Annotated in this window: 21 protein-coding genes; 15 read left to right on the top strand and 6 right to left on the bottom strand. The window is 56.0% G+C overall.

Annotation, left to right across the window (positions count from 1 at the left end; all coding sequences use genetic code 11):
* Window positions 1-158: 158 nt before the first annotated feature.
* A complete protein-coding gene (locus HEQ18_RS05440; RefSeq protein ID WP_432815814.1) occupies window positions 159-4,808 on the top strand; it encodes an NAD-glutamate dehydrogenase in 4,650 nt (1,549 codons plus the stop codon).
* Between the two features lie 272 nt (window positions 4,809-5,080).
* Here HEQ18_RS05440 and HEQ18_RS05435 read toward each other — a convergent pair whose 3' ends face one another.
* Entirely contained in the window at window positions 5,081-5,206 is a 126-nt protein-coding gene (locus HEQ18_RS05435; RefSeq protein ID WP_432815813.1) for a hypothetical protein, read from the bottom strand.
* A 119-nt stretch (window positions 5,207-5,325) separates the two neighbouring features.
* Window positions 5,326-5,919: an HD domain-containing protein gene (locus HEQ18_RS05430; protein WP_432815812.1), complete on the bottom strand. Its 594-nt coding sequence runs from the start codon at window positions 5,917-5,919 to the stop codon at window positions 5,326-5,328.
* Window positions 5,920-6,008: 89 nt separating this feature from the next.
* Between HEQ18_RS05430 and HEQ18_RS05425 the strand changes: the two genes are divergently transcribed.
* Entirely contained in the window at window positions 6,009-7,145 is a 1,137-nt protein-coding gene (locus HEQ18_RS05425) for a sensor histidine kinase (protein ID WP_432815811.1), read from the top strand.
* Complete coding sequence (locus tag HEQ18_RS05420) at window positions 7,142-7,942, top strand: LytR/AlgR family response regulator transcription factor (protein WP_432815810.1); 801 nt, start codon at window positions 7,142-7,144, stop codon at window positions 7,940-7,942. The genes HEQ18_RS05425 and HEQ18_RS05420 overlap by 4 nt, the downstream gene beginning before the upstream one ends.
* A gap of 96 nt (window positions 7,943-8,038) precedes the next feature.
* Here HEQ18_RS05420 and tadA read toward each other — a convergent pair whose 3' ends face one another.
* Window positions 8,039-8,494, bottom strand: a complete 456-nt coding sequence (tadA, locus tag HEQ18_RS05415; protein ID WP_397604746.1) for a tRNA adenosine(34) deaminase TadA — start codon at window positions 8,492-8,494, stop codon at window positions 8,039-8,041.
* Between the two features lie 131 nt (window positions 8,495-8,625).
* Between tadA and rpmB the strand changes: the two genes are divergently transcribed.
* Complete coding sequence (gene rpmB / locus HEQ18_RS05410) at window positions 8,626-8,916, top strand: 50S ribosomal protein L28 (protein ID WP_295491958.1); 291 nt, start codon at window positions 8,626-8,628, stop codon at window positions 8,914-8,916.
* A gap of 56 nt (window positions 8,917-8,972) precedes the next feature.
* Here rpmB and HEQ18_RS05405 read toward each other — a convergent pair whose 3' ends face one another.
* Window positions 8,973-9,971 carry an esterase-like activity of phytase family protein gene (locus HEQ18_RS05405; protein WP_397604747.1) on the bottom strand — a complete coding sequence of 333 codons (999 nt, stop codon included), beginning with the start codon at window positions 9,969-9,971 and terminating at the stop codon, window positions 8,973-8,975.
* A 163-nt stretch (window positions 9,972-10,134) separates the two neighbouring features.
* On the opposite strand from HEQ18_RS05405, the gene HEQ18_RS05400 reads away from it, so the two are divergent.
* The 4 genes from HEQ18_RS05400 (at window position 10,135) to HEQ18_RS05385 (ending at window position 15,159) form a co-directional block, all read left to right on the top strand.
* Window positions 10,135-10,518, top strand: a complete 384-nt coding sequence (locus HEQ18_RS05400) for a glycine zipper 2TM domain-containing protein (RefSeq protein ID WP_432815809.1) — start codon at window positions 10,135-10,137, stop codon at window positions 10,516-10,518.
* A gap of 110 nt (window positions 10,519-10,628) precedes the next feature.
* Complete coding sequence (locus tag HEQ18_RS05395; protein ID WP_432815808.1) at window positions 10,629-13,595, top strand: L-glutamate gamma-semialdehyde dehydrogenase; 2,967 nt, start codon at window positions 10,629-10,631, stop codon at window positions 13,593-13,595.
* 45 nt (window positions 13,596-13,640) lie between these two features.
* The gene (locus tag HEQ18_RS05390) at window positions 13,641-13,823 is read left to right on the top strand and encodes a hypothetical protein (protein WP_432815807.1); all 183 of its coding nucleotides are present in this window, start codon (window positions 13,641-13,643) and stop codon (window positions 13,821-13,823) included.
* Between the two features lie 13 nt (window positions 13,824-13,836).
* Window positions 13,837-15,159: a PQQ-dependent sugar dehydrogenase gene (locus HEQ18_RS05385; protein WP_397604751.1), complete on the top strand. Its 1,323-nt coding sequence runs from the start codon at window positions 13,837-13,839 to the stop codon at window positions 15,157-15,159.
* Here HEQ18_RS05385 and HEQ18_RS05380 read toward each other — a convergent pair.
* Together HEQ18_RS05380 and HEQ18_RS05375 are read right to left on the bottom strand one after the other, a co-directional pair.
* Entirely contained in the window at window positions 15,156-15,971 is an 816-nt protein-coding gene (locus HEQ18_RS05380) for an ATP-binding protein (RefSeq protein ID WP_397604752.1), read from the bottom strand. The genes HEQ18_RS05385 and HEQ18_RS05380 overlap by 4 nt on opposite strands.
* The gene (locus HEQ18_RS05375) at window positions 15,968-17,704 is read right to left on the bottom strand and encodes an acyl-CoA dehydrogenase (RefSeq protein WP_432815806.1); all 1,737 of its coding nucleotides are present in this window, start codon (window positions 17,702-17,704) and stop codon (window positions 15,968-15,970) included. Before HEQ18_RS05375 ends, HEQ18_RS05380 begins: the two co-directional genes overlap by 4 nt.
* Window positions 17,705-17,755: 51 nt before the next feature.
* On the opposite strand from HEQ18_RS05375, the gene HEQ18_RS05370 reads away from it, so the two are divergent.
* From HEQ18_RS05370 to HEQ18_RS05340, 7 genes are all read left to right on the top strand, one after another.
* Entirely contained in the window at window positions 17,756-18,715 is a 960-nt protein-coding gene (locus HEQ18_RS05370; protein WP_432815805.1) for an L-threonylcarbamoyladenylate synthase, read from the top strand.
* Window positions 18,715-19,683, top strand: a complete 969-nt coding sequence (locus HEQ18_RS05365; RefSeq protein WP_432815804.1) for a PDZ domain-containing protein — start codon at window positions 18,715-18,717, stop codon at window positions 19,681-19,683. The genes HEQ18_RS05370 and HEQ18_RS05365 overlap by 1 nt, the downstream gene beginning before the upstream one ends.
* Before the next feature lie 83 nt (window positions 19,684-19,766).
* Window positions 19,767-20,822, top strand: a complete 1,056-nt coding sequence (locus tag HEQ18_RS05360) for an efflux RND transporter periplasmic adaptor subunit (RefSeq protein WP_432815803.1) — start codon at window positions 19,767-19,769, stop codon at window positions 20,820-20,822.
* 3 nt (window positions 20,823-20,825) lie between these two features.
* On the top strand, window positions 20,826-23,894 hold the full coding sequence (locus HEQ18_RS05355; protein ID WP_432815802.1) for an efflux RND transporter permease subunit: 3,069 nt from the start codon (window positions 20,826-20,828) through the stop codon (window positions 23,892-23,894).
* 3 nt (window positions 23,895-23,897) lie between these two features.
* A complete protein-coding gene (msrA, locus tag HEQ18_RS05350; RefSeq protein ID WP_432815801.1) occupies window positions 23,898-24,437 on the top strand; it encodes a peptide-methionine (S)-S-oxide reductase MsrA in 540 nt (179 codons plus the stop codon).
* A 31-nt stretch (window positions 24,438-24,468) separates the two neighbouring features.
* Window positions 24,469-25,338, top strand: a complete 870-nt coding sequence (gene galU / locus HEQ18_RS05345; RefSeq protein ID WP_397604759.1) for a UTP--glucose-1-phosphate uridylyltransferase GalU — start codon at window positions 24,469-24,471, stop codon at window positions 25,336-25,338.
* A 31-nt stretch (window positions 25,339-25,369) separates the two neighbouring features.
* The gene (locus HEQ18_RS05340) at window positions 25,370-25,672 is read left to right on the top strand and encodes a hypothetical protein (protein ID WP_432815800.1); all 303 of its coding nucleotides are present in this window, start codon (window positions 25,370-25,372) and stop codon (window positions 25,670-25,672) included.
* Window positions 25,673-25,799 lie beyond the last annotated feature (127 nt).

The following is a 25,799-nucleotide window of genomic DNA, read 5'->3' as shown; positions in this document are numbered from 1 at the left end:
AACGACGCTACACAGGAGCAATGGCCGTCGCAACAAGTTACAGACGCGACTTGTTTAAGCTTGAGAAGCGCGTCATAAGTATTGTAATAAAATTACAACGAAATTTATCGTTGAACATGGCACATAACCAGATGCTTGCGGGCTGAGGAGATCATTTCATGGCGGTCGCCAAAATTGCTAAAAATGCTGAAAAAATCGACAAAATCCTTTTGAAGGATATGGTTTGCGCCTTTGCCGAGACGGCTTTGCCGGGCGAGAATGAAGGTTTTGACGCCAAAGCGGCGGAGGATGCTGCGCGTTTCACCATCGAAACCGGCCTAGTTCGCAAGGCGGGCAGCGCGGCCATTGCACTGGATAGCTTTACTGATGCGCATGGCCGTTTGATGATGCGCATATCGCTGAATAATGACGACATGCCCTTTTTGGTGGATTCGGTGTCTGCAGCAGTCGCGGCTTATGGCATAGCTGTGAATCGCATCATTCATCCGGTGTTGAGCGTTACCCGCGATGAAGCCAATACACTTTCATCAATCAGCCGGAAACGCATCGATGGGCAGCCGCGCGAATCCTTCATTTACCTCGAAACAGCGCGCGTCGATGCCAAGGAACGCCGTCAGCTTGAAACGCATTTGGCGGCTGTTCTCGCCGACGTTCGCGGTGCGGTGACGGATTGGCGCGACATGCTCGCGGCCTTGTCCGCCGACGCCGACAGCCTGCCGGATAGCGAAGGCACCGCGCTTATCCGGTGGTTCCATGATAATAACATGACCATATTGGCGCATGAGCGGATCGGCAGCGACGGTACGCGTTCCAACCGCCTTGGATTGTCGCGCGTGAGCGACGCGCCCGTGCTTTCGGAAGATAGCGTCAGCCTTGCTATCAATTGGTTTGAATCCGGGGGCATCGCGCCCTTGGTGCTGAAGTCCAACCGTGTTTCCAATGTCCACCGCAGTGTTCAATTGGACCTAATCGTTATGCCGGTGCACACGGGAGATCGGGTAACAGGCTTAGCCGTCGCAGCAGGGCTTTGGACCAGCGCGGCGCTTGCAACTGCTCCGGAAACCATACCTGTGCTCAGAACGCATCTGGCGTCGCTGATGGCGCGTTATGGCTTCGACCCTTCGGGCCATGCTGGCAAGGCGATGGCCCATGCGCTAACGGCGCTGCCGCACGACCTTTTGGTCGCGCTCAAGCTGGATGATCTGGAACGCGTAACGCTGACCGCCATGTCGCTAACCGACCGACCGCGTCCCAAGCTGATTGCGCTGCGGTCGCCACTTGGACGTCATTTGTATATCTTTGTATGGTTGCCACGCGATGACGTATCCACGGGCATCCGTAAGCAGATCCAGGCGATGTTGATGGATGCCACGGGTGGGTCTTTGTTAGGCTGGACAATCGGTTTGGAAGATGGCGGCGTAGCTTTGCTGCGGTATACGCTAGATCTGCCGGACCGTGGACAGACAGTGGACGAAGCTAGCCTGGATGCAAAGCTTGAGCTGATGGTGCGTGGGTGGGAGCCAGCGGTTGAGGCGGCATTGGCACAGTTGACCGATGAAAAGCGCGCAGCCGCCATGTTTGTGCGCTACGGTGCCGGGTTCCCGGCCAATTATCGCAGCACCTATTCGACCGACGAAGCTGCGCGGGACATGATTGGCTTGCTCGCCATGGAACGCGACCACAGCAAGATTACCCGGTTGTTCGTTGAAGATGGCAAGCTCCGCCTAAAAATTTACAGCAATGGCGGTGCTTTGCCGTTGAGCGATGTCGTGCCAGCGCTGGAGAATTTCGGTTTTGATGTTTTGGAGGAATTGCCGACCGCATTGGGCGATGGTCATTATATCCATGACTTCCGTCTTGCCTTGCGTGGCGGTGATATTTCAACCGTCGTCGAAAAGCCGCAGGTCCTTGAAGCTGCGCTGAGCCAAGTTTTGGACGGCACATTTGAAAATGACGTTTTCAACCAACTCGTTACTATTGCTGGGCTTGCGCCGCAATCGGTCATCTGGCTGCGCGCATGGTACCGCTATTTACGCCAAACAGGTGTAACATATGGGATGCCAACGGTGGTGACCGCCTTGGCCAAAAACGCCAATGTGACGCGGTCCATCATATCGTTGTTTGATGTCTTGCATAATCCTGCAACCAACGGCAGCCGCGACAAGGAAGCGGCAAAATATCAAAAATTAATCAACGCTGATTTGGCGGCGGTTGCGGCGATTGACGAAGATCGAATCCTGCGGCGGTTTTTGGCGGTGGTGCTGGCAACATTGCGCACTAATGCGTTTTCCGCAGCAGCGGCCGAAGCCTTGGCGTTCAAACTGGATTGCGCAAAAGTGCCTGGCCTGCCTGCGCCGCTGCCTTGGCGTGAGGTGTTTGTTTATTCGCCCCGCGTGGAGGGCATTCACTTGCGTGCTGGCCCGGTGGCGCGCGGTGGCTTGCGCTGGTCCGACAGGCGTGATGACTTCCGCACCGAGGTTTTGGGCCTGATGAAGGCGCAGCGCGTTAAAAACGCCGTTATCGTGCCGACGGGCGCAAAAGGCGGTTTCTACCCCAAGCGACTTCCCGACATGCGCGTCGACCGCGATGCATGGTTTGCCGAAGGCACAGAGGCCTATAAAATCTTCATCCGGACCTTGCTGTCGATTACCGACAACATCGTGAACGACCGGGTCGTCCATCCCGATAATGTGGTGATCCATGACGGCGACGATCCCTATTTCGTCGTTGCGGCCGACAAGGGCACGGCGACATTCTCCGACACCGCCAACGCCATCGCGCTGGAACGCAATTTCTGGCTTGGCGATGCGTTTGCGAGCGGTGGATCGGTCGGTTACGACCATAAGGCGATGGGCATTACCGCAAAGGGTGGCTGGCTATCGGTGCAGCGCCATTTTGCCGAGATGGGTATTGATGTCCAAAAGGAACCGGTCACGGTTGCGGGCGTCGGCGATATGTCCGGTGACGTCTTTGGCAACGGCATGTTGCTTTCAAAGATGTTGAAAGTTGTCGCCGCGTTCGACCATCGCCACATTTTCCTTGATCCCGATCCTGACCCCGCGACCAGTTGGAAAGAACGTGAAAGGTTGTTCAACCTGCCGCGTTCAAGCTGGCTCGATTATGACGCAAAGCTGATCTCCAAGGGCGGCGGCGTGTTCGCGCGTACCGATAAGATCATCAAAACAACGTCTGAAATCAGAAGCTTGTTGGGCATTGATGCGAAAGAAATTGAACCATCGGTATTGATGACCGCGATACTAAAAGCACCGGTTCAATTGATGTGGTTTGGCGGCATAGGAACCTATATTAAGGACCGGAGCGAAAGCCATTTGGACGTCGGCGACCCTGGCAATGACTTTATTCGTGTGAATGGCGCAGACGTGCAGGCACAAGTCATTGGCGAGGGCGCGAACCTTGGCGTGACGCAGGCTGGACGCATTGGTTATGCCTTGCGCGGTGGCCGTATCAATACAGACTTCATCGACAACAGCGCTGGTGTCGATTGTTCCGACAATGAAGTGAACATCAAAATCGCGCTGAATGCGCAGATGCGCGCAGGCAAGTTGAAGGAGCCTGCACGCAACGTCTTACTTGCGGAGATGACCGATGCGGTGGCGCATTTGGTGTTGGAGGATAACCGTCTTCAGACGCTTGCCTTGTCCATCGCGGAAACCGGCGGCGCGGGTGATTTGCCAGCCTATGTACGGCTTATTGAAATTTTTGAAGGCGCTGGCCGACTGGACCGTGTGGTCGAGGGGCTTGCGCCCAATGAAGAACTGTTCCGGCGTGCTAGCGAAGGGCGAGGTCTAACGCGGCCAGAATTGGCGATATTGCTCTCCACAGCGAAGCTTGCGGCGCAGGATGGGGTTGAGGAAGCACCTTTGGCGCAGGACAAGTCGATGGACGGCGAACTTCTGGCAGCATTCCCGGACTTGATGGTCAAATCGCATAAGTCGGCGATTTTGGGACACCGGCTACGCAAGGAAATCATCGCCACGAAATTGGCCAACCGCATGATCAACCGGCTTGGCATGTTGCACCCATTTGAATTGGCGGAAGAGGAAGGCTGTAGTCTTGGCGATGTTGCTGCGGCCTTTGCCATTGCCGAAAGCATTTATGATCTGCCTTCCTTGTGGAATGCCATTGATACGACAGCGATGCCGGAATCCACGAGGCTGATGCTGTTCCATCAAGCGGCCTTAGAAGTGCGCGCGCAAATGGCGGATATCATCCGCAATGCCCATGAAGGTCGCGATGTCGCTGCGGCCACGGGGCTGTATGCGCCCGTGGTGCAAAAGCTAACGACTTCATTAGACGGGCTATTGCCCCATGATGTCCGGCTTCAGACCGAACGCTTTGGCGCGCGGTTGACCGAAAATGGCGCGCCACGCAAAATCGCGGACCGTCTGGTGCAATTGGCGCAGTTGGATGGCGCAATTGGTCTGGCTGCGCTTTCATTCACGCAAAAGGGCGATGTGACCGCATTGACGCGCGCCTTCACCGCCCTTGGTGATGCGCTGGGTTTAAGTTGGGCGCAGGGAGCCGCAATGCAGGTCGACCCGCACGATCCGTGGGAGCGCCTGTTGGTTGCTGGCCTCGCACGAGATTTCCAAACCATGCGTCTGGACTTTCTGCGGCGTCGTGCGGCAAAGAAACCGCTTGAGGATACGCAAGACTGGTTGGGGACCAACGCGGTGCGCGTGCGGGCGTTCAAGGCGATGGTGGACCGCGCCCAGATGACGGGTGCGCCGACCCCCGCAATGTTGGCACAAGTCGCGGGGCAGGCGCGGGTATTGCTCGGGCGTTAAAGCGCTGGGGCGCAAAGATCGCAGAGCGGCATCGCAATACTAACCACCGTCGCTCCAGCGCAGGCTGGAGCCTATCGCGCCTGTCCGGATAGCGCTGTGCTTAGCCGATAGACGTGATAGGCCCCAGCCTACGCTGGGGCGACGGTGATAAGAGAGCATGTTTCCCCCAACGTCATGCTGGAGCCGAAGGCGTGTAGAGCATAACTCGGGTCAGCATCCATCATGCCACTCCGCTTTACCCATATAGCGGTCAGCATCTAAGCGTTAACGCTTCAGCTTTTCTCGCCTAAGCCCGCTGGATTGCCCTTTGTCGACGGGTTCGACGCGTTTTGCTTCTTGGGCTTTTCGGCCTTTGGCTTGCGGACTTCGCGGCTCGATTTCTTTTGGCTCTTCGCCATGATATTTTCCTTCGGAGGCGGCGTGCAGGTTTTTGGCTGGGTCAGGATGCGCCGACCCAGATGGTGAAAAGATAGGCATTAACGACGCTCTTTATAAGGGCGCTGGCGAACTGTCTGGTTTAAGCGACTGCCTCTGCCGCGCGCTTGTAGATGCTATTGAGCGGGCTACGGAAAAGCTTCATCACCATCGGTTCAAAAAATGAAAGCGGGAGCGTGTCATAATCTGGATCAAAGGATGGGCAGTCATATTTGTCGATAAACTCTTCGGTATCGGCAAACCACTCATGCCCTCGAAACTGCTCACGCATGTCGCGGTCAAGGCCCAGATGGTGGAAGAAATTATGTCCCTGAAAAATGCCGTGATTCTGCACAATCCAAAGGAGCTTTTCCGAAACGAACGGCTTTAATATGGCGGCGGCGATGTCCGGATGGTTGGCCGCGCCCAGCGTATCACCAATGTCGTGGAGCAAAGCCATCACGACATAATCCTCATCCCGGCCATCACGATGCGCGCGCGTCGCGGTTTGTAAAGAATGCGTCAGCCGGTCGACCGCGAACCCACCGAAATCCCCATCAAGCAATTTGAGATGGTCCAAAATCCGGCGACCGCCATCTTGCGAAAACGGGATATTGTGCCGCATGATGATCTGCCAATCCTCTTGCGTGCTCTGCGACATATCATGAAAATGCGCGCGGTCTTCTTGGCTGTCCATTTTGCTATCCTCTCACCTTTGACGTCTAACATCGTTGACAGACGAAACAAGGGCTTCATGCGCGCGCGAAATGCGGCTAGACTGACTATATGGCGGTATTAGAGCTTACAGATAAACCCTTTTTCTCGGACAAGAACCGCGCTTTTTGGAACTTGCACTCCGCTGGTTGGGCCGGCGCGGTCATTCTGCGTGCTGCGTCGGGTATCGCGCAGGGGCAGCCCGTCAGCTTCTTGGTGCCCATCCTGATTTCTGCGGTGACGGGCTATTCGATCACGCTGCTTCTTTCGGTGATATACCGGTTCTTGATTGGGCAGCGGCCGTTTATCACATGGAGTCTGACCTTCGTGTCCGTCTCACTCGCGACTCTTGGCTATGCCTATTTGGACGTGTGGGTGCTTCAAACCATTCGTGATGGAGTTGATGAAACGCCTTTTGCCCAGTTATGGCTGGCGGCGATTTACATTAACTCGGTGCTGCTGGCGGCATGGTCCGCATTATACTACGCGATCAATTATTTTGTGCGCGCGGAAGAACAAGCCGACCAGATGATGCGGTTGGAGGCGCAGGCGACTAGCGCGCAGCTTACGATGCTGCGTTATCAACTGAACCCCCATTTCCTGTTCAATACATTGAATAGCATTTCGACCTTAGTGCTGTTGAAACAGACGGATCAAGCCAACGCCATGCTGTCGCGGCTGTCGTCATTTTTGCGGTTTACGTTGATCAACGAGGCTGCGGCGAAAGTGCCGCTGACTCAGGAAATTGAGACGCTAAAGCTGTATCTCGATATTGAAAAAATGCGGTTTGAAGAACGCTTGCGGACATATTTCATCATCGAACCTGCGGTTGAGAATGCATTGGTCCCTTCGCTGTTGCTGCAACCACTTGTGGAAAATGCCATCAAATATGCCGTGACGCCGAAGGAAGAGGGCGCTGATATTTCTGTGACCGCTCAACTCGTCGGCCAAAGGGTGCGGATCACCGTTTCGGACACTGGCTTGGGCTTGCAGTCGGGGCAACAAGATAACAGCCTATCCACAGGCGTCGGCATGGCGAACACGCGTGAGCGTCTTTTGCAAGCTTATGGTGAGGACCAACGCTTTGAACATTATGTCAAAGCCGGGGGAGGGTTTGAGGTTTTGTTGGAACTCCCTTATCAAAGCAGGATTACAGCAGGGGAAGACAATCAAGCGGGGGCGCAACGGCAAGGAAAAATATCCGCATGAGCATTCGTACAATATTGGTCGACGATGAAAAGCTGGCCATTCAGGGTCTCGAATTACGGCTTCAACCTTTTGATGATATCGAAATTGTGGCCACTTGCCACAATGGTCGCGAGGCCATTCGCAAGATCAAGACGTTAAAGCCGGACTTGGTCTTCCTCGATATTCAAATGCCGGGATTTGACGGCTTTTCGGTTGTGCAAGGCGTGATGGACATCGACCCGCCCTTGTTCGTGTTTGTGACCGCATATTCCGAACATGCCATTAAGGCGTTTGAGGCGCAGGCCATCGATTATTTGATGAAACCGGTGGAACCCGAACGGCTGGCCGATACCATGGACCGCGTGCGCGCCAGGCTGTCCGACAAGCGGACATCGGAAGAGCTTGACAGACTGCGGACGGTTATCAACGAAGTCGCGCCAAATGCGGCGGACAATTTGGGGTCATTGGATGACGATGTGGCATCCACCCGCTTTGAAAAGCTCATCAATATCAAGGATCGCGGCCAGATTTTCCGCGTCGATGTCGCGAGCATTGAACGGATCGATGCGGCCGGCGATTATATGTGCATTTACACTGCCGACAACTCACTGATCCTGCGCGAGACTATGAAGGATTTGGAAAAACGGTTGGACCCGCGCACCTTCCAACGTGTGCACCGTTCCACGATCGTCAATTTGGATCAGGTCCGTCAGGTTAAGCCGCATACCAATGGCGAATGCTTTTTGGTGCTGGAATCGGGCGCTCAGGTGAAGGTCAGCCGGTCCTATCGCGATGTCGTCGCCCGGTTCGTCCATTAAGGAAATAGGCATGAAGCAATCCGATCCGCCAACCCGCATGAAGGCCAGCGATTAACGCGCCGTTGCTGATCCATTATGCTGAGGTGGATGAACGGATCAACGCCGTTCCGCAAAGAAATTTTTGAGCAAGACGGCGCATTCATCTGCGGCGATGCCGGCATACACCTCCGGCCTGTGGTGCAGCGTCGCTTGTTCAAACAAACGGGGGCCATGGGCAACCGCGCCGCCCTTGGGATCGTCAGCGCCATAATAGAGCCGCGCGATGCGGGCATGGGCAATCGCGCCTGCACACATCGCGCAGGGTTCCAGCGTCACCCATAATTCGCATCCAGTGAGGCGGTCGTTGCCGAGATAGGCTGCCGCCGCGCGGATTGCGATGATTTCGGCGTGCGCGGTGGGGTCATGGCTTTCCAGCGGGCGGTTCGACCCGCGCCCGATAATGACCCCGTCCTTGACGATGATTGCGCCAACGGGCACTTCGCCTTGCGCAGCCGCAGCGCGGGCAAGATTGAGCGCTTCATGCATCATTTCGCGGGCTTTGGTCAGGGACATGAGATTTTGCTAGCGCAGATTCCCGCTTTTGGCCACACATCGGCTTGACCTTTTCGGTGTGGAAGGTTAGGGGCAGCGACTTTCGCGGGTCAGTGATTCCGCATACACTCATTTTATACAGGACATATATCATGGCGCGCATCTGCGAACTCACCGGTAAGGGCCGTCTGGTCGGCAACAATGTGAGCCACGCCAACAACAAGACGAAGCGTACATTCCTGCCAAATCTGCAGAATGTGACGTTGTTGTCGGACGCATTGGAGCAAGGCTACAAGTTCCGCGTGTCGACCCACGGTCTGCGTTCGGTTGAGCATGTTGGTGGTCTCGACAATTGGTTGTTGAAGACTTCGGATGAGAAGCTTTCGACCAATGCGCGCAAAGTGAAAAAAGAAATCGCCAAGAAGCACAAAGCTGCGGCGTGAAGCTTTAGGCTGCTGACGCGGCCTTTTACAAAAGCGAATCATAAGCCGGGGGCAGTCTATGCCTCCGGCTTTTTGCTGTCTGGTTGATCGGGCAGACGGAACTTCATCAATATCGTCCGCTGGAACAGGGTGAAATTATTGTCCGAGATCAACCAGAGGAACATGCTGTTCCCATCGCTGGTGACGGCAATCCCTTCCATATTGTCGACGAGTAATGGGGCCGCAAGCGACGCAATGACGTCCGCCGAAAGCACGCGGTCGCGACCTATGCTATCGGGGTTGAGCAGCGACACCTTCGCAGTGAAGCCTTGCATAAACCCGATGGCGCGGTTGAGAATGGCAATTCGCCCGTCGGGTAATTGCACCGCATCGGTCACGCGGTAGCCGGCGGGCGGACGGAATGTGAACGGCGTTGTGGTGGTCGTGCTTTCAATTGGGTCGCTAGAAAATATCCATGCGCTGTGCATGTCATCGTCAAGGCTCTCGGCGATGATGATAAACCGACCATCTTGCAGGCGGACGATGCTCTCCGCGCCTTTATTGCGGGGCAATTTTTGCAATATTGCGGGCCGTATCATGCCCGTTTGTTGGGCAAAGGATTTTGAATAGCGCCGGATCGCGTGATTGCTCTCAAAACTGACCCAATACTGGCCGCTATCGGGATCATAAGCCAGTCCCTCACTATCGCGGTCTTTGTAATGCACCTTCGGACCGTGCACATTTGGCAGCGGCGCAATGAAAGAACCATTTATCCGTCCATCCTCGGTCAATCTGAAGCCAATCACAGTCCCTGCATCGCCAATCCCGACAAAACGGCTATTTCCCAAAGAAACAAGTCCGGAAATCCCGCCAAAATCCTCGTTGCGGCTGCGTAATTCCCACGCCGCGATAAATTCCAGAGCGCCCACCTGCCGTTGGGTGGCGTTATCGGGATTGAGGGCCAGTCGTCGCACAATAATGTCTTGGCTGTCGCTCGGATAAATAGTGCGAACGCCGCCAACGGTGAGCACCGCCAAGATGATACCAAGCGCGAGACGTTTTATCTTTGCCGTCATGACACTCCCAACCGTTCATTGTTTTGCGCCTAAAGATGAATGAACGATAACAATCGCATTCAGCTTCGGTGCAATAGCGGCTGTCCATAAGGCAATTGTTAGCAAAACAAATCACCGATTTGCTGCACGCGGGCCGAACCTGAAAAAACATGGAGTATCGAAAATGAGAAATTTGAACAAAAGCATCGGTGCACTGGTCCTTGCAGCAACGGCACTGACCGGATTTTCGGCAGCGCCAGCCATGGCGCGCGAACAATATGAATATAATGACGGCTATTACAGCCGTGATGATCGTCAGGGAAGCTATGACCGCCGTGAATATCGCCGTGGAGACCGTTATGACCGTAACAATAATTATCGCAATAACGCGCGTTGCGACAAGGGCACAGGCGGCACGATAATCGGTGCGGTTGCAGGTGGCCTTGTTGGTAATGAAGTCGCACGTCGCGGTAAAAAGACCGAAGGCAGCATCATCGGCGCAGCAGTCGGTGCCTTGGCGGGGCGTGCCATCGATAAGTCGGACAGCAACTGCCGTCGCTATCGCTAAAAAAGCTTAGGGTCAGGACCTGACGCGTGCGGCCAGTCTTCTCCCGAAGGCTGGCCTTTTCGTTACAACTGAAACTTGTCTGCTTTCGCTTTATCCGGCAAAGCACGTGCATGAATGCATCGCTAGAAACCGCTCGCTTGTCCATCCGGCCTTATCACCGCAAGTCAGAGACTGAAGTGTTGGCACCTCTCGTGGTGACGGCGACGGTCGAGGCGGCCATGCGGGACGAAATCGTGCGCACTGCGCGCAGCCTGCTGGACGATTTGCGGGCCGTGCAGGCCGATGGCTGGGTAAACTCGTTTCTGCAACAATACCGGCTTGGCACGGAAGAGGGCACGGCGCTCTTGTCGCTGGCCGAAGCGTTCTTGCGGGTTCCAGACCCGCAGACGGCGGACATGTTGATTGCGGACAAGCTGACAGACGCCGATTGGAGTGATCACACAGGGCAATCGTCCAGCATGCTGGTCAACAGTGCCACTTGGGGTTTAGTGCTGGGTAAGGCCGTCTTGGGCGACAGCACGAGCACATTGAAGCGCCTGATTGCAAAGGCAGGCGAACCCTTTGTGCGTCAGGCAGTGGGCGCAGCGATGCGCTTGATGGGGCAAGTATTTGTCATGGGCCGTGACATTGACGAAGCCATGAAACGCATGGAGTCGAAGGATAATCGCGGCTTTACCGCGAGTTTCGACATGCTTGGCGAAGCGGCGCGGACCACATCGGATGCCGAACGTTATTTCCAATCCTATGCCGCCGCGGTCGCTGCGGTCGGCCGCAACCCCGCACGCGGCCATAGCGTTTCGGTCAAATTATCCGCGCTCCACCCGCGCTATGAAACCGCGCAAAGCGCAAAATGCGTGCCGGAACTTGCCGAGATGGTGCGCGAACTGGCGCGTTCTGCGTCCGCGCTGGGTGTCCAACTCACCGTCGATGCCGAAGAGGCGGCGCGGCTGGAGATGAGCCTCGACATCATTGAAACGGTCGCGCGCGATCCGGCCTTATCCGGCTGGGACGGATTTGGCATGGCGGTGCAAGCCTATTCTAAACGCGCCCGTCCCGTCCTCGCCTGGGCCGACGCGTTGGGCCGGGACACGTCGCGCATCCTACAAGTGCGCCTTGTGAAGGGCGCGTATTGGGACAGCGAAATCAAACATGCGCAGGAACGCGGCCTGAGCGACTTTCCCTTGTTCACGCGGAAAGCTGCGACCGATGTGTCCTATCTTGCCTGCGCGAAGGACATGCTCGCCGCGCGCAATATCCGTCCGGCGTTTGCGACGCACAATGCCTTGACGGTCGCAACCATCCTCCAATGGACGGGCAAACAGCGCGATTTTGAATTCCAGCGGCTCCACGGCATGGGGGAGGGGCTGTTTGACCGCCTTGTGCGTGAGGACGGCTATAACTGCCGCACATATGCGCCGGTCGGCGGACATCGCGACTTGCTGGCCTACCTGGTCCGCCGCTTGTTGGAAAATGGCGCGAACAGCAGTTTCGTCCACCAATTGGCAGATCAATCGATCAGCGAAGACGAATTATTGGCGGACCCGGTGGAAAAAATCATGGCCGTTGGCGGCACACGCCACCCCGCGATTGCCGCGCCTGCCGACCTTTTTCAGCCGGAGCGCGTGAACAGCAACGGCCTTGATCTGGATGACGCGGTTATATTGAAAGAAACCGCTGCCGAAATCGCAATGCCATTAAAGCTGGACGATGACGTGCGCATTAATCCAACCGACGCCGTGACGGCGGCGCTTGCGGCCTATCCTGAATGGTCCGGCACACCCGTCGAAGTGCGCGCCGATTGCCTTGATCGTCTGGCAGACTTATTGGAGGAAAACCGCAGCCGGTTGATGGCCATTGCGGTGCAAGAGGCCCGCAAAACAATTCCCGACGCGCTTTCCGAAGTCCGCGAGGCGATTGATTTTTGTCGTTATTACGCCGCACGCGCACGCACCGACTTGGTCCCTGTTGAATTGCCCGGGCCAACGGGTGAACGCAACGTCCTGCGCCATGAAGGCCGGGGCGTGTGGATCGCGATTGCCCCGTGGAATTTTCCGCTGGCGATTTTCTTGGGCCAGGTTGCTGCAGCCTTGGTTGCTGGCAACACGGTGGTCGCAAAACCAGCGCCGCAGACTCCCGACATCGGCAGGTTCGCAGTGGCACTGGCGCATAAGGCTGGCGTGCCCAAGGGCGCGTTGCAGATCGTGACGGGCGCAGGCGATGTGGGCGCGGCGCTTACGGCGGACACACGTATCGCTGGTGTGGTGTTTACCGGCTCGGTTCCGACCGCCAAGGCGATTGCGCGCAATTTGCTCGCCGATGACGACCGGCCCTTGGTCCCTTTGATCGCCGAAACGGGCGGTTTGAACGCAATGATTGTCGATTCCACCGCTTTGTCCGAACAAGTTGTGCGCGATGTCATCGTATCGGGCTTCCAATCCGCTGGCCAACGCTGTTCGGCGCTGCGGCTGTTGCTGTTGCAAGAAGATATTGCCGAACACACGCTCGAAATGCTGCGCGGCGCGATGGATACGCTGAATATGGGCGATCCTGCCGACCCAGCCACGGATATTGGGCCAGTGATTGATCAGGCGGCCTATGATTCATTGATGGCCTATCGTGCCAGCGTGAAAGACCGGATCATCCATGAAATAATTGTTCCAAAAGATGGCCTGTTCGTGCCGCCGACGGTCATCCGGCTGGACGACATAAACGACCTGAACCGAGAATTTTTCGGCCCATTGGTGCATGTAGCGACTTGGAAAGCGGGCACATTGGAAGCGACCATTGCCAAGATCAATGCAAAGGGCTTTGGCCTAACAATGGGGCTACACAGCCGGATTGCAGGCAGCGGCATATTGGTCGAACAATTGGCGCGCATCGGTAACTTGTATATCAATCGATCCATGATTGGCGCGGTGGTCGGCAGCCAACCTTTTGGTGGCGAAGGCCTATCCGGCACCGGACCCAAGGCGGGCGGGCCACATTATCTCTATCGCTTTTGCGCAGAACGCACGACGAGCACCGACACCACCAGTGCAGGCGGCAATGCGTCGTTGCTGTCATTGGATGACGGTTAAACAAGGCGCTTGCTTGAACATCGCTGTTGGTGGCAAAGGGGGCTTATGTCCGAAACACAAAACAGTCAGCCCCGCCTTGCCGGTGGCATCTTCATCGCCTTTGGGCTATTAATCGGGGCCATAATTGGCGTCGCTATGGACCAAGCCTCTGCCGGGACAGTCATCGGCATGGCAATCGGCACCGTTATTGCGGTGGTGATCTGGATCATGGATCGCAAGCGTCGTTAAGGGAGCAGGTAAAATGTGGAAGCATGTGCGCAACATCATTTTGATCGTCATTGTTCTGGCGCTTGCGGGCATTTGGTACATTACCCGGCCCGATGTTGCCAAACTTCCGCTGGATGCCGTTACCGGCACTTCGCCCCAAATTACTGCGCCGCGCCCGCAGACTTTCCCGACCATAAAGGTGGCGGAGGTTGACCGCTGGCAAGCTGGTGAGGCACCGATTGCCGCGCCGGGCCTTATCGTCGAACGCTTTGCCGAAGGCTTGGACCATCCGCGCAACCTATATATGCTGCCCAATGGCGATATCTTGGTCGCCGAGACAAATTCGCCACCCCGCGAAGCTGGCGGCATTGAAGGTTTTGTGATGAAATGGCTGATGGGCAAGGCGGGTGCTGGTGTCCCCTCTGCCAACCGCATCATCTTGTTGCGGGACGCCGATGGCGATGGCAAGGCTGAACTGAAAACGCCGTTCCTGACGGGGCTGAATTCGCCGTTCGGTATGGTCCTGATTGGTGAGAAGCTATATGTTGCCAACACCGATGGCTTGGTCGTTTTTCCCTATAAGCAAGGCGACACAAAAATTACGGCTAAGGGTAAGGAGCTGACAAAGTTCAACGCCCTTGCGCCAAACAATCATTGGACGCGCAACCTTGCAGCGTCCCCCGATGGCAAAAAAATCTATATCGCGGTGGGGTCGAACAGCAATATTGGCGAGAATGGCATCGAAACCGAAAATGGCCGTGCTATGGTGTTGGAATATGACATCGCGAAGGACAAGAAAATTCCGTTTGCGATTGGTATGCGTAACCCCGTTGGTCTTGATTGGGACAAATCGGGCCGCTTGTGGAGCGTGGTAAACGAACGCGACATGCTGGGCTCCGATATGGTGCCTGATTATCTGGCGCTCGTCGAATTTGGTGCCGATTATGGTTGGCCGCAACATTATTGGGGCGGATTTACCGATGCCCGCGTGTCGCCGCCAAAGCCGGCAAAGCGCGAATATGAAAGGCGTCCGGATTATGCCCTTGGCGCGCATACAGCGCCGCTTGGGTTGGCTTTTGGCTATAATGGCAAGCTTGGTGCGGGCCTGACCGAAGGGGCATTTATTGCCCGCCATGGTTCGTGGAACCGCAAGCCCGTATCGGGCTATGACGTGATCTTCGTTCCCTTTGCCAAGGGCGAACCCTCTGGCAAGCCAATCAATGTCCTAACAGGCTTTTTGGACAAGGATGGCAATGCGCAAGGCCGCCCGACGATGCTTGCGATGGCAAAGGATGGGTCCTTGTTGGTCAGCGATGACGTTGGCAATATCATCTGGCGCGTGCGGGCAAAGAATTAGATTTTACGCCCCGCGCGGCCCGCCAGTTCGACGGTATAATGCCACGCGATCCGGCCTGAACGACCGCCGCGTCCTTGGGCAAAACTCAACGCGTCGGATTCGTCCCAGTCCAGATCAAAATGGCTGGCGTAGCTGCTGACCATCTGCAGATAGGCATCTTGGTCGGGATATTGAAAGCCCAGTTTTAGGCCAAAACGGTCGGCCAAGGCCAGGCTGTCATCCATGGAATCGCGCGCGTTCATGGCGTCTGCTTGGTCAGTGCTGTCGCGCTCAACGATGTTTCGGCGGTTGGATGTGACGCACAGCCGGACATTGTTTGGACGCGCCTCAACGCCGCCCTCCAGCAATGACCGCAATAGCCGCGCATTTTGGTCGTGCGGTTCGAACGAGATGTCGTCGACGAACAACAGATAGCGCCGTCCCGATGCGCCAAGCTCTTCAAACAAGGCTGGCAGGCTCGTCAAATGACTTGACGATGCTTCGACCAAGGCGATGAAGAAGCCATCTTCCTGCAGTGCAGCCACCACCGATTTGACCAAGGCGGATTTGCCCATGCCGCGTGCGCCCCACAGCAGGACATCATGCGCCGCCGCGCCAGAGGCGTGTCGTCGGCAATTTTCATACAGATCGGACTTTTGCCGGTTGACCCCGACGATTAGGTCAATCGGCAGTGGCTTAAAACCTTGCACCGCTGCCAAGGTTGTTCCGTTCCAATGGTAAGCGGGCGACGACGACAGATCGGTCGGCGGCGCTGGCGGGGGCGACAGCCGTTCCAGCGCTTCGGCGATCCGTTTCAGCGTCTGCTCGTTCAAGCAGCCATCTCCTCTGCATCAAGCGCGTAGAGCAACTCCGCCCCCGATATTGCGGTCCCTTTATATGCCACAGCCTCTGGCACCATGACGTCCAGATAATAACGGCAGGCCGCAACCTTGCTGCGCAAAAATGCGCTGCTGCCGCCATTGGCGATGTCGGCTTGCGCGGCGCGATATTGCCTCAACATCAACCAACCCGCCGTGACGACCGCCATCATATTGGTATAAGCATAGCTGCCCGCCAAACGGTCATCGACTTCCGCACCGAGCATATATTCGGTGACTTCAGCAGTTGCCGCAGCAAGCGCCGACAGGCCAATATGATCCGCCGCATCCGCCGCAATGGCCGAAAGATGATCGCGGATAACATCGCCGCCTTGCATCGCGAGCTTGCGACCAACCAAGTCCGCCGCCTGAATGCCATTGGTGCCTTCGTAAATCGCCGCAATACGAATATCGCGGTAATATTGGGCTGCACCCGTTTCCTCTACAAAGCCCATGCCGCCATGCACTTGAATGCCAAGCGAGGCGATTTCGCTGCCCATGTCGGTGCCATAGGTTTTGGCCAGCGGCGTTAGTAGATCGACCATCTCCTGCGCGCCTGCTTCGCCAAGCGTGGCGCGATCAACATAGCCGGAGGCGAGATATAACAAGGCGCGGATTGCCTGTGTCCCTGCCTTCATCCGCATCAACATACGGCGCACATCGGGATGTTCGACAATCGCCACCGATTCACGCGATGGTCCGCTCGCCTTGGCCGATTGCACGCGTTCGCGCGCGAACCAGATTGCCTTTTGCGTGGCGGCTTCGGCAACTTGCACACCTTGCAGGCCGACATTCAGGCGGGCGTTGTTCATCATCGTGAACATCGCGCGCATGCCGCCAAATTCGGGACCGATAAGTTCGCCGACGCAATCACCTTCTTCGCCAAAAGCGAGAACGCATGTGGGCGAGGCGTTAATGCCCATCTTATGTTCGATCGATACGACCTTGATATCATTGGCCTTGCCGATGCTGCCGTCTGCATGGACTTGATATTTGGGGACCAGAAACAAGGAAATGCCTTTCGTCCCGGCGGGCCCATCGGGCGTGCGGGCGAGGACCAAATGGACGATATTCTCCGCCATGTCATGGTCGCCAAAGCTGATATAAATCTTCGTGCCTTTAATCTGGTAAGTGCCATCACCGCGGGGGGTCGCGGTCGACTTCAGCGCGCCGACGTCGGAACCGGCCTGCGGCTCGGTCAGATTCATCGTGCCTGAATAGGTGCCCGTTGACAGCTTGGGCAGAAACAATATTTTCTGCCGGTCGGTGCCATGATGGTTGATCGCTTCAATCGCGCCCACCGAGAGGATCGGGCACAAGGCAAAGGCCATGTTGGCGCCGCCAAGCGAATCGAGCGCGACGGTCGCTAGCGAGAAAGGCAGACCCTGACCGCCAAATTCCGCAGGCGCGTTGATCGCGCCCCAGCCATTGGCGACATAAGATTTATACGCCGCAACAAAACCGTCGGGCATCACGACTTTGCCATCGATTAACCGCGCGCCAACGGTGTCGCCAATGCGGTTCAGCGGGGCAAATTCACCTTCGGCAAAGGCACCAATGCCCTCGAGTATGGCCTGCACCATATCGGGCGTCGCATCGGCAAAACGTGCATGCTGCGCCAATGCGTCAATGCCGACGATATGCTTGAGGACGAAATTTTGCTCTGCGACGGGTGCTGAAAACGCCATGGTTGATAAAATTTCCTGTTAAATCGGATATGCATCCGCCTATAGCCGCTTATGATGTTTGGCTCAAATACCTTGGGGAATGGCTGGGTTGTGCCCGCTGACGACGCTGCGATTACCGCTGCGGCGCAGCTTCTTCGCGCCGGACAGATTGTAGCGATTCCCACGGAGACGGTTTATGGCCTTGCGGCAGACGCGCAAAATCCAGAGGCGGTTGCGCATATTTATGCGGCAAAGGGGCGTCCCGATTTTAATCCCCTTATCGTGCATGTTCGTGATCGGAAAGCCGCAGAAAAGCTGGGTGTGTTTAACGCTACTGCGCAGGCACTGGCCGACGCATTCTGGCCCGGGCCGTTGACGCTGGTTTTGCCGTTGCAACCCGGCGCTCCGGTTGCCCGCGCGGTAACCGCAGGGCTGCCGACAATCGCCATTCGGTGCCCCGCCCATCCCGTGATGCAGGCATTGCTCCTAAAGAGCGATTTAAGCCTCGCTGCGCCCTCTGCAAACCGGAGTGGGGCAATCAGCCCGACGCGGGCGGATCATGTCTTAAAAGGGCTGCGCGGGGCCGTACCGATGATTTTGGATGGGGGTCCATGTTCGGCAGGGTTGGAGTCGACCATCGTTGCCGTGCGCGATGACGGTTGGCAGGTGTTAAGACCGGGGCCGGTCAGCTCAATGGAAATTGAACAGATGCTGGGATTCCCGCCTTTGTCCTTGCCCATTAGCGCGATTGAGGCTCCCGGCCAAATGGCCAGCCATTATGCGCCGTCAAAACCTGTCCGCTTGAACGCCACGGTCCCAGAAAAGGGCGAATATCTAATTGGTTTTGGCGCAATAATGGGCGACGAAAACTTGTCCTCAACTGGCGATCTGGCGCAGGCCGCGGCGCATTTGTTTGACGCGCTGCACAATGCGGATGCGAGCTTGGCCAATACTATCGCGGTCGCGCCAATTCCGCATGAGGGTATAGGCATCGCCATGAACGATAGGCTGGCAAGAGCAGCCGTCAGGTAATGAAATTGCTGGCCGCCATCATGATTTTGGTGGCGCTGGTGCCCGTGCAGGCGCAGGCAGTATCGGTGTCCGCGCCGGACATCGCCAACTACCAAGCATTGGCCGAACAGGATTTGCGACTGGCGATGGTGGGCCATCGTTTGGCCCTGGCAAATGCGCCATTTTGCGCGCGCAAGAGCCGCAACCCCGGCTGGGTGCTGCACGACAAGGCGCAATATCCCGACCCCGCTACGGCGCAGGCCGCGTTCGGATTTCGCCTGCCGGTTGCTGTATCTGCGGTCGTTCCGGGCGGCGCGGCGGAAGCGATGGGGATCAAGCCGGGTGATGCCATAATCGCTGTAAATGAAGTTGATTTTACCAGCCCAAATTTGGTCAAAGAAAAACGCGCCAGCGCGCGATTGGAAAAACTTCAAAATATGCTGGGGGAGGCGCTGGACACAATCGGCACTGCCGACGTCACGTTCATGACTGCAGAAGGCGTCAGGAGGGTGAAACTTGCCCCGCTGGCTATCTGCGCATCCCGTTTTTGGATGGATACCAAATCCAAACTGGACGCAGGCGCGGACGGGGTGTCAGTCCGCGTGACTGGCGGGTTGATGGCGTTTACCGCCGACGATGAGGCGCAGCTTGCCGCCGTCGTCGCACATGAAATGTCGCATAACCTGCTCGGACATCGCCAAAGGCTCGCCGCCACTGGCAACAGCAATAAGCAGATATTAGAGACCGAAATCGAGGCGGACAGGCTTTCGGTCTGGTTGATGGCGAACGCAGGCTATGATACCCAGGCTGCATTGCATTTTATGGAACGATATGGCCGGAGAACCGACCTTGGGATATTTTCCGCCGGAACGCATTTACGGTGGAAGAATAGACGAAAGGTGATGCAGCGTGAAATTACCGCGATACAGCAGACAGTTACTGAAAATCGTCCTGTGCCGCCCCCATTGCTAGCGCCGGGCAAAATGTAAAATACGTTGCATATCAAAACGCTATTTCATCCTGACGAATATTCAACTATCACATGCGTTAAAGCCGCGCAGGGGAGGACCGTTTGCCAGTATCTTCGAAATTTTTGACGGGCTTATTGCTGCTGATTTCCCTTTCTGGGTGCAGCGACAGCGCGCGCGAAAGCAAGCGCGCGCCCAAGGCCGCCTTTCCCGTCGAGATATTCACTTTAGGAAATCAGACGGCAGATCGGGAGATCAACGCCGTTGGCACGGTACGTTATCGCCGCGAAACGCCTCTGGGTTTTACAACCGCAGGCAAGGTCGCTGTTGTGCGTTTCGAAGAAGGTGACGTTGTAAAGCGCGGCGCATTGTTGGCTGCGCTCGACACGACGAATGTTGGCGCGGACATGAGTGTCGCGACAGCCGAGCGTGATCGCGCCCGGGCAGAGTTTGACCGTGTCCGCGCGCTTTACGCCGATGGCTGGATAACCAAGGCGCGGTTTGAGGCCGCTGAAGCGACGTTAAAGGGCGCAGACGCGCGTGTGCGGCAGGCAAGTTTTGCGCGCAACACGGCGCAGCTATACGCCCCTTCAAACGGCGTTGTGCTGATGCGCAATGTGCAGGCCGGGCAAGTCATCGCCGCTGGAACGCCAGCGCTTATTTTGGGGGAGGCCGACGACGGCTTTGTCTTCCGCGTTCCAATCGTTGATCGTGACGCGTCGAAACTGCGCGTTGGTATGGCGGCAGATATATTGATTGAATCCGCAGGTGATTCACCGCTGACGGCGACGATATCGGAGATTGACGGTCGCGCAAACGCGGCCACCGGGGCGTTCTCCGTCCAATTTCGGCTGCCCAATCGGCCAACATTGCGGTCGGGGCAGATAGGAACAGCAATCATAAGGTTGCCAGCGTCGGACGATGGGACAATATTACAAATTCCGGCAAGCGCTTTGTTTGGCGTCCGCGCGGGCGAAGGCTTGGTTTATGTGGTGGATGCCAAGAACCGCGTTGAAACGCGCAATGTCATCATACAACGGGTAGCTGATGACTTCGTTAATGTGTCGGGTGGGGTACAGCCGGGCGACAAGATCGTGACGTCCGGTTTGGAAAAACTGCGCACCGGGTCTGCCGTGCGTATCGTCAAGGGACTGCCATAGTCCATGCATATCGCGGAGTTTGCAATTCGTCGATGGCAGCTGACCCTTGTGCTGTTCACGCTGCTGTGCGCGTTGGGCTTTTCTGCATTTCAGCAAGTTCCCCGCGCGGTTGACCCGCATTTTTCGATGCCTGTCGTGTCAATTGTGGCATTGCAGCCTGGGGCCGACGCGGCAGAGATTGAGCAAACCATTACCAAGCCGATTGAGGAACTGGTTCAGGGGCTTGAGGATGTCCAAAGCGTTGTATCCGCAAGCAGCGACGGTAATGCGGTTATTCGGGCGGAGTTCGATTGGGCGGGTAATCCGGACCAGTATTTCAACGACACGGTGCGTGAGGTCACAGCGATCCGGAACCAACTACCTGCGGATCTTCAGGGCCTGCAATTCGAAAAAATCCGCACGACAAATGCGTCAATTCTCCAAATTGCGCTGCTGAGCGATAGTGCAAGCTGGTACCGGATGGAAAAATATGCCCGCGATGTCAGCGAGGCCTTGGGGCGGGATAAAGAGGTCCGTCAGGCAGAAATTTACGGCCTACCCCAACCGGAAATCAGCGTTGCGATAAATACCGGCAGGCTTGCCGAGCTGCGGTTGCCAGCAAGCGTTGTGGTCGATGCGATCCGCGTTGGCGGTGCCGATGTGCCCGCTGGCGCGGTCATCAGCGGTGCACGCAGATTCAATGTGGAGACAGGCGGCGCATTTCGTGAACTCGAAAAAATTCGTAATCTTCCGATTCGGTCGAACGACGGGTCGATAATCCGTGTCGGAGATGTCGCTGACGTAAAAATCAGCGCCGCGGAACAGCGCGTGAAAGTCAGCCATAATGGCAAGCGCGCCGTCTTCATTACCGCCAATCAAAAACAGGGTACCGATGCCACGAAGTTACGCAATCGGTTGGTTGAAGAACTTGCAAGACAACAGGCGTTGTTGCCGCCCGATATACAGGCCGTCATCCAGTTTGACCAAAGCAAGGATATTCGTAAACGCTTGAACGAGCTCGCCCGCGACTTCGTAATCGCCTTATTTCTTGTGCTGATCACTCTGCTGCCCTTGGGCTGGCGGGCGTCGGTCATCGTGATGATATCGATTCCGCTGTCTATTGCATCGGGTCTGCTGGCGATATCGGCTTATGGTTTTAACCTTAGCCAATTGGTGGTCGCGGGTTTCATCCTGACATTGGGATTATTGGTCGATGACTCGATTGTTGTGGTCGAGAATATCGCCCGGCACCTGCGCATGGGGAAAAGCCGAAGCGAAGCGGCGATTGACGGCACCAAAGAAATTACGATGGCGGTTTTGGGGTCGACCGGCGTTTTGGTCTTTGCCTTTTTGCCCTTGTTCTTTTTGCCGGAAGGGGCAGGCAAATTCATCCAGAGCTTCATCGGCACCATCGTTGTAACGATTACGGCATCGATGATTGTTTCTCTCACGATCGTCCCGTTTCTTGCAAGCCGAATCCTGAAAGGCGATGAGCCGGAGGCAGGTAGCCCGCTTCTGCAATGGCTGATGCGCAAAATTGACCGCTTTTACCACCCGATGCTCCATTGGGCGCTCGACCGGCCTCGCCGCTCCGTTTGGGGTGCATTAATTGGCACATGCGCGGCATTTTCGCTTGTGCCAATACTGGGTTTCAGCCTGTTTCCAAACGCCGATACATCTTATTTCCGCGTTACGGTGGAAGCGCAGCAAGGCGCGAGTGTCGCCGAAACGGGCCGCATTGTCGCCCAGGTATCCGCCGTTCTGAAAACCGAACCCGCGATCAAAGTACGGGCCGAAAATGTTGGCGCCTATAATCCGCCCATTTTCTACAATGTATTTCAGCGTGGCGAAAACCCGACCCATGGCGAAGTTATTGCAATCATGGATAAGTGGGAAGGCACCAAGTCCAGAGCGATGGTCGATAGGTTGCGTAAGCAATTGGATCAAATATCAGGTGCGCGGATCAAGCTGATGTTGTTTCAGAACGGGGCCCCAATCAATGCCCCTGTCGAGTTTCGCGTCTATGGCCCTGATCAGGACGAGCTAAAACGTCTCGCGGGGCAAATGGAGCAAGTCTTGCGCGACACCCCCGGTACCAGAGACATTAACAACCCAGTTGCGTTTGATAAGGTCGATTTGGATATACGCGTTGACGATGCCAAAGCGGCGTTGCTCGATGTGCCTGCGGGTGCCGCGCGGCGGGCGATACGGCTTGCGCTTAGTGGCGAACGAGCTGGCACCTATCGTGACACCGAAGGGGACAGCTACCCCGTTGTTGTTCGCTTGCCATTGGCAGAGACGCAGCCGGTTTCGGCGTTGGAATCGATCTATGTTTCGAACCGAAGCGGACAGGCCGTTCAATTGGCGGAGATTTCAAACCCGACACTGGAATCAACGCCTGCCGCCATTTATCGTTATAATCTGCAGCGCTATGTTGGCGTCACGGCCCAGATCACCGACGGTGTCGTCGTGTCCAAAGTGAATGTCGATGCGAAAAAGCAGATGGACCAGATTCCGCTCAAGCCCGGCTACGCCATCGCGGTGGGGGGTGAGGCAGAGAAAATCAATGATACCTTTGCAGGCTTCGGCCCGGTGGTGGTGGTGGCCTTGTTCAGCATATTCGCCATATTGGTGGCCGAATTTGGTAGGTTTAAGGAAGCTTTGGTCGTCGCCGGCGTCATTCCCTTGGGCACCTTTGGCGGCCTAATCGCATTGCTGATCACCGGTAACAACCTGTCCTTTCTTGCGATCATCGGATTTATCGCTTTGGTCGGGATCGAGATTAAAAACTCCATATTGCTAGTCGACTTCACCACGCAGTTGCGGCAGCGCGGCCTTGGCTTGCGCGAAGCGATTGAAAAGGCGGGTGAAGTGCGATTCTTACCTGTCCTGCTCACGTCCGTGACCGCGATAGGTGGCCTGATGCCGCTCGCTTTGTTTGGCGGCAGCCTGTATTCACCGTTGGCAATCGTGTTAATCGGGGGGTTGATTTCTTCTACTTTGCTATCACGTATTGTCACGCCAGCCATGTACCTTCTGGTGGTGCGCGGGGACGCGGCAAAGGCTGAAAACGCCGCCCAAGTTCAAGGATAGATTATGCCGCAAGAAGAAGCCATTTTTGCCGGAGGCTGTTTTTGGTGCACCGAAGCCGTGTTTGGACAACTGCAGGGCGTTAGCGGTGTCGTAAGCGGATATATTGGCGGCCACACGGTCGATCCGACTTACAAAGACATATGTGGCGGAAATACGGGCCATGCCGAGGCAATTCGCATCGCATTCGATGCCGATGTCATAAGCTATGCCGATTTGCTCGAAATATTCTTTGCAACACATGATCCGACGCAGCTTAATCGGCAGGGCAATGACATCGGCACTCAATATCGTTCGGCCATTTTCCCATTGTCCGACGAACAGCGCGCAGAGGCCGAAGCGGGTATACAAAAGGCCGCGGGCGATTGGCCCACACCCATTGTGACGACCATTGAGGGCCCCGCCATGTGGTATCCTGCCGAAGATTATCACCAGGAATATTGGGACGGCGAAGGACAGCGCAACCCATATTGCCTCGCAGTCATTCCGCCAAAATTGGCAAAGTTGAAAAAAGGATTTGCCGCACGGATTGCTAAGTCTGCGTAGACTTTGTTGTTTCAGGCGTTAAGCGGAGTTTATGACACATAAACCTGTTCGAAAGGCTGTTTTTCCTGTTGCTGGATTGGGAACGCGCTTCCTGCCCGCGACGAAAGCCATTCCTAAAGAAATGCTTCCGATTGTTGACAGCCCGCTCATTCAATATGCGGTGGATGAAGCGCGCGAGGCTGGCATAGAGCAGATGATTTTTGTCACTGGTCGGGGCAAAAGCGTCATTGAGGATCATTTCGACATCGCGTTTGAGCTTGAACACACAATGACAGCACGCGGTAAAGACGTGTCGGTTTTGGCAAACACGCGGCTTAGTCCCGGTAATTGCGTATATGTCCGGCAGCAAGAGCCCTTGGGCCTTGGCCATGCGATATGGTGCGCGCGTGATATTATTGGCGATGAGCCATTTGCCATCTTCCTACCCGATGAGTTTATGCACGGATCGCCGGGATGTATGAAGCAGATGGTCGATGCGTATCACCAGATTGGCGGGAACATTATCAGCGTGCTTGAAGTGCCGCGAAATGCTGTTTCCAGCTATGGTGTGATTGCACCGGGTGTGGCGAATGGCGCGGTGACCGAAATATTGGGCTTAGTTGAAAAGCCAAAGGTTGAGGATGCGCCTTCGAACTTGATCGTGTCTGGGCGTTACATCCTTCAGCCGGAGGTCATGCGCATACTTGAAGGTCAGGAAAAAGGCGCAGGCGGCGAAATACAGCTTACCGACGCCATGGCACAGATGATCGGCCGGCAACCCTTTCACGCCGTCACATTTAACGGCAACCGCTATGACTGTGGATCAAAAGTGGGATATATCGAAGCCAATTTAGCACTAGCGCTGCAACGCCCAGATATGGCAGAGCAGATTAGAGCAATTGCATTGAATTTGCTGAAGTAAAATTTCCGGGAGAATTATTTTGGGACGGAATGTGCGTTTGGTGTTGGCGATAGCGCCCATGATTTTGTTGCAAGGATGCGTTGCGTCCGTGGTCTCCAGTGTTGTCACAGCGCCGGGCAAGATTGTGTCCAAAACTGCTGATGTGCTGACCACCAGCCAGTCGGAATCCGATGAAAAACGTGGGCGCGAAATGCGTAAGCGCGAAGAGAGTTTGGGTAAGCTGTCCCGGCAGTTGAAAAAAGTCCAAGAACGCTGCGCCGATGGTGACAGAGATGCCTGCGAAAAAGCGCAGGACATTCGCGATCAAATTGAGGACGAGCGGGACGGTCGGTAACGACACTTACTGTCTACCAAATGGCTACGCACATCGACAAACGACTGAAGCTTATCCCTTTTGCTGTTTGTCGACCCAATAGTCCGTTTGTCGAAGGTGGCTGGCGGATGATCATCCCGCACTGCTA

The sequence above is a fragment of the Sphingorhabdus sp. genome, from assembly GCF_050921905.1.
Classification (GTDB): Bacteria; Pseudomonadota; Alphaproteobacteria; order Sphingomonadales; family Sphingomonadaceae; genus Sphingorhabdus_B.
Note: the sequence above shows the minus strand (reverse complement) of the source record. Positions and strands in the feature narration are given on the sequence as shown.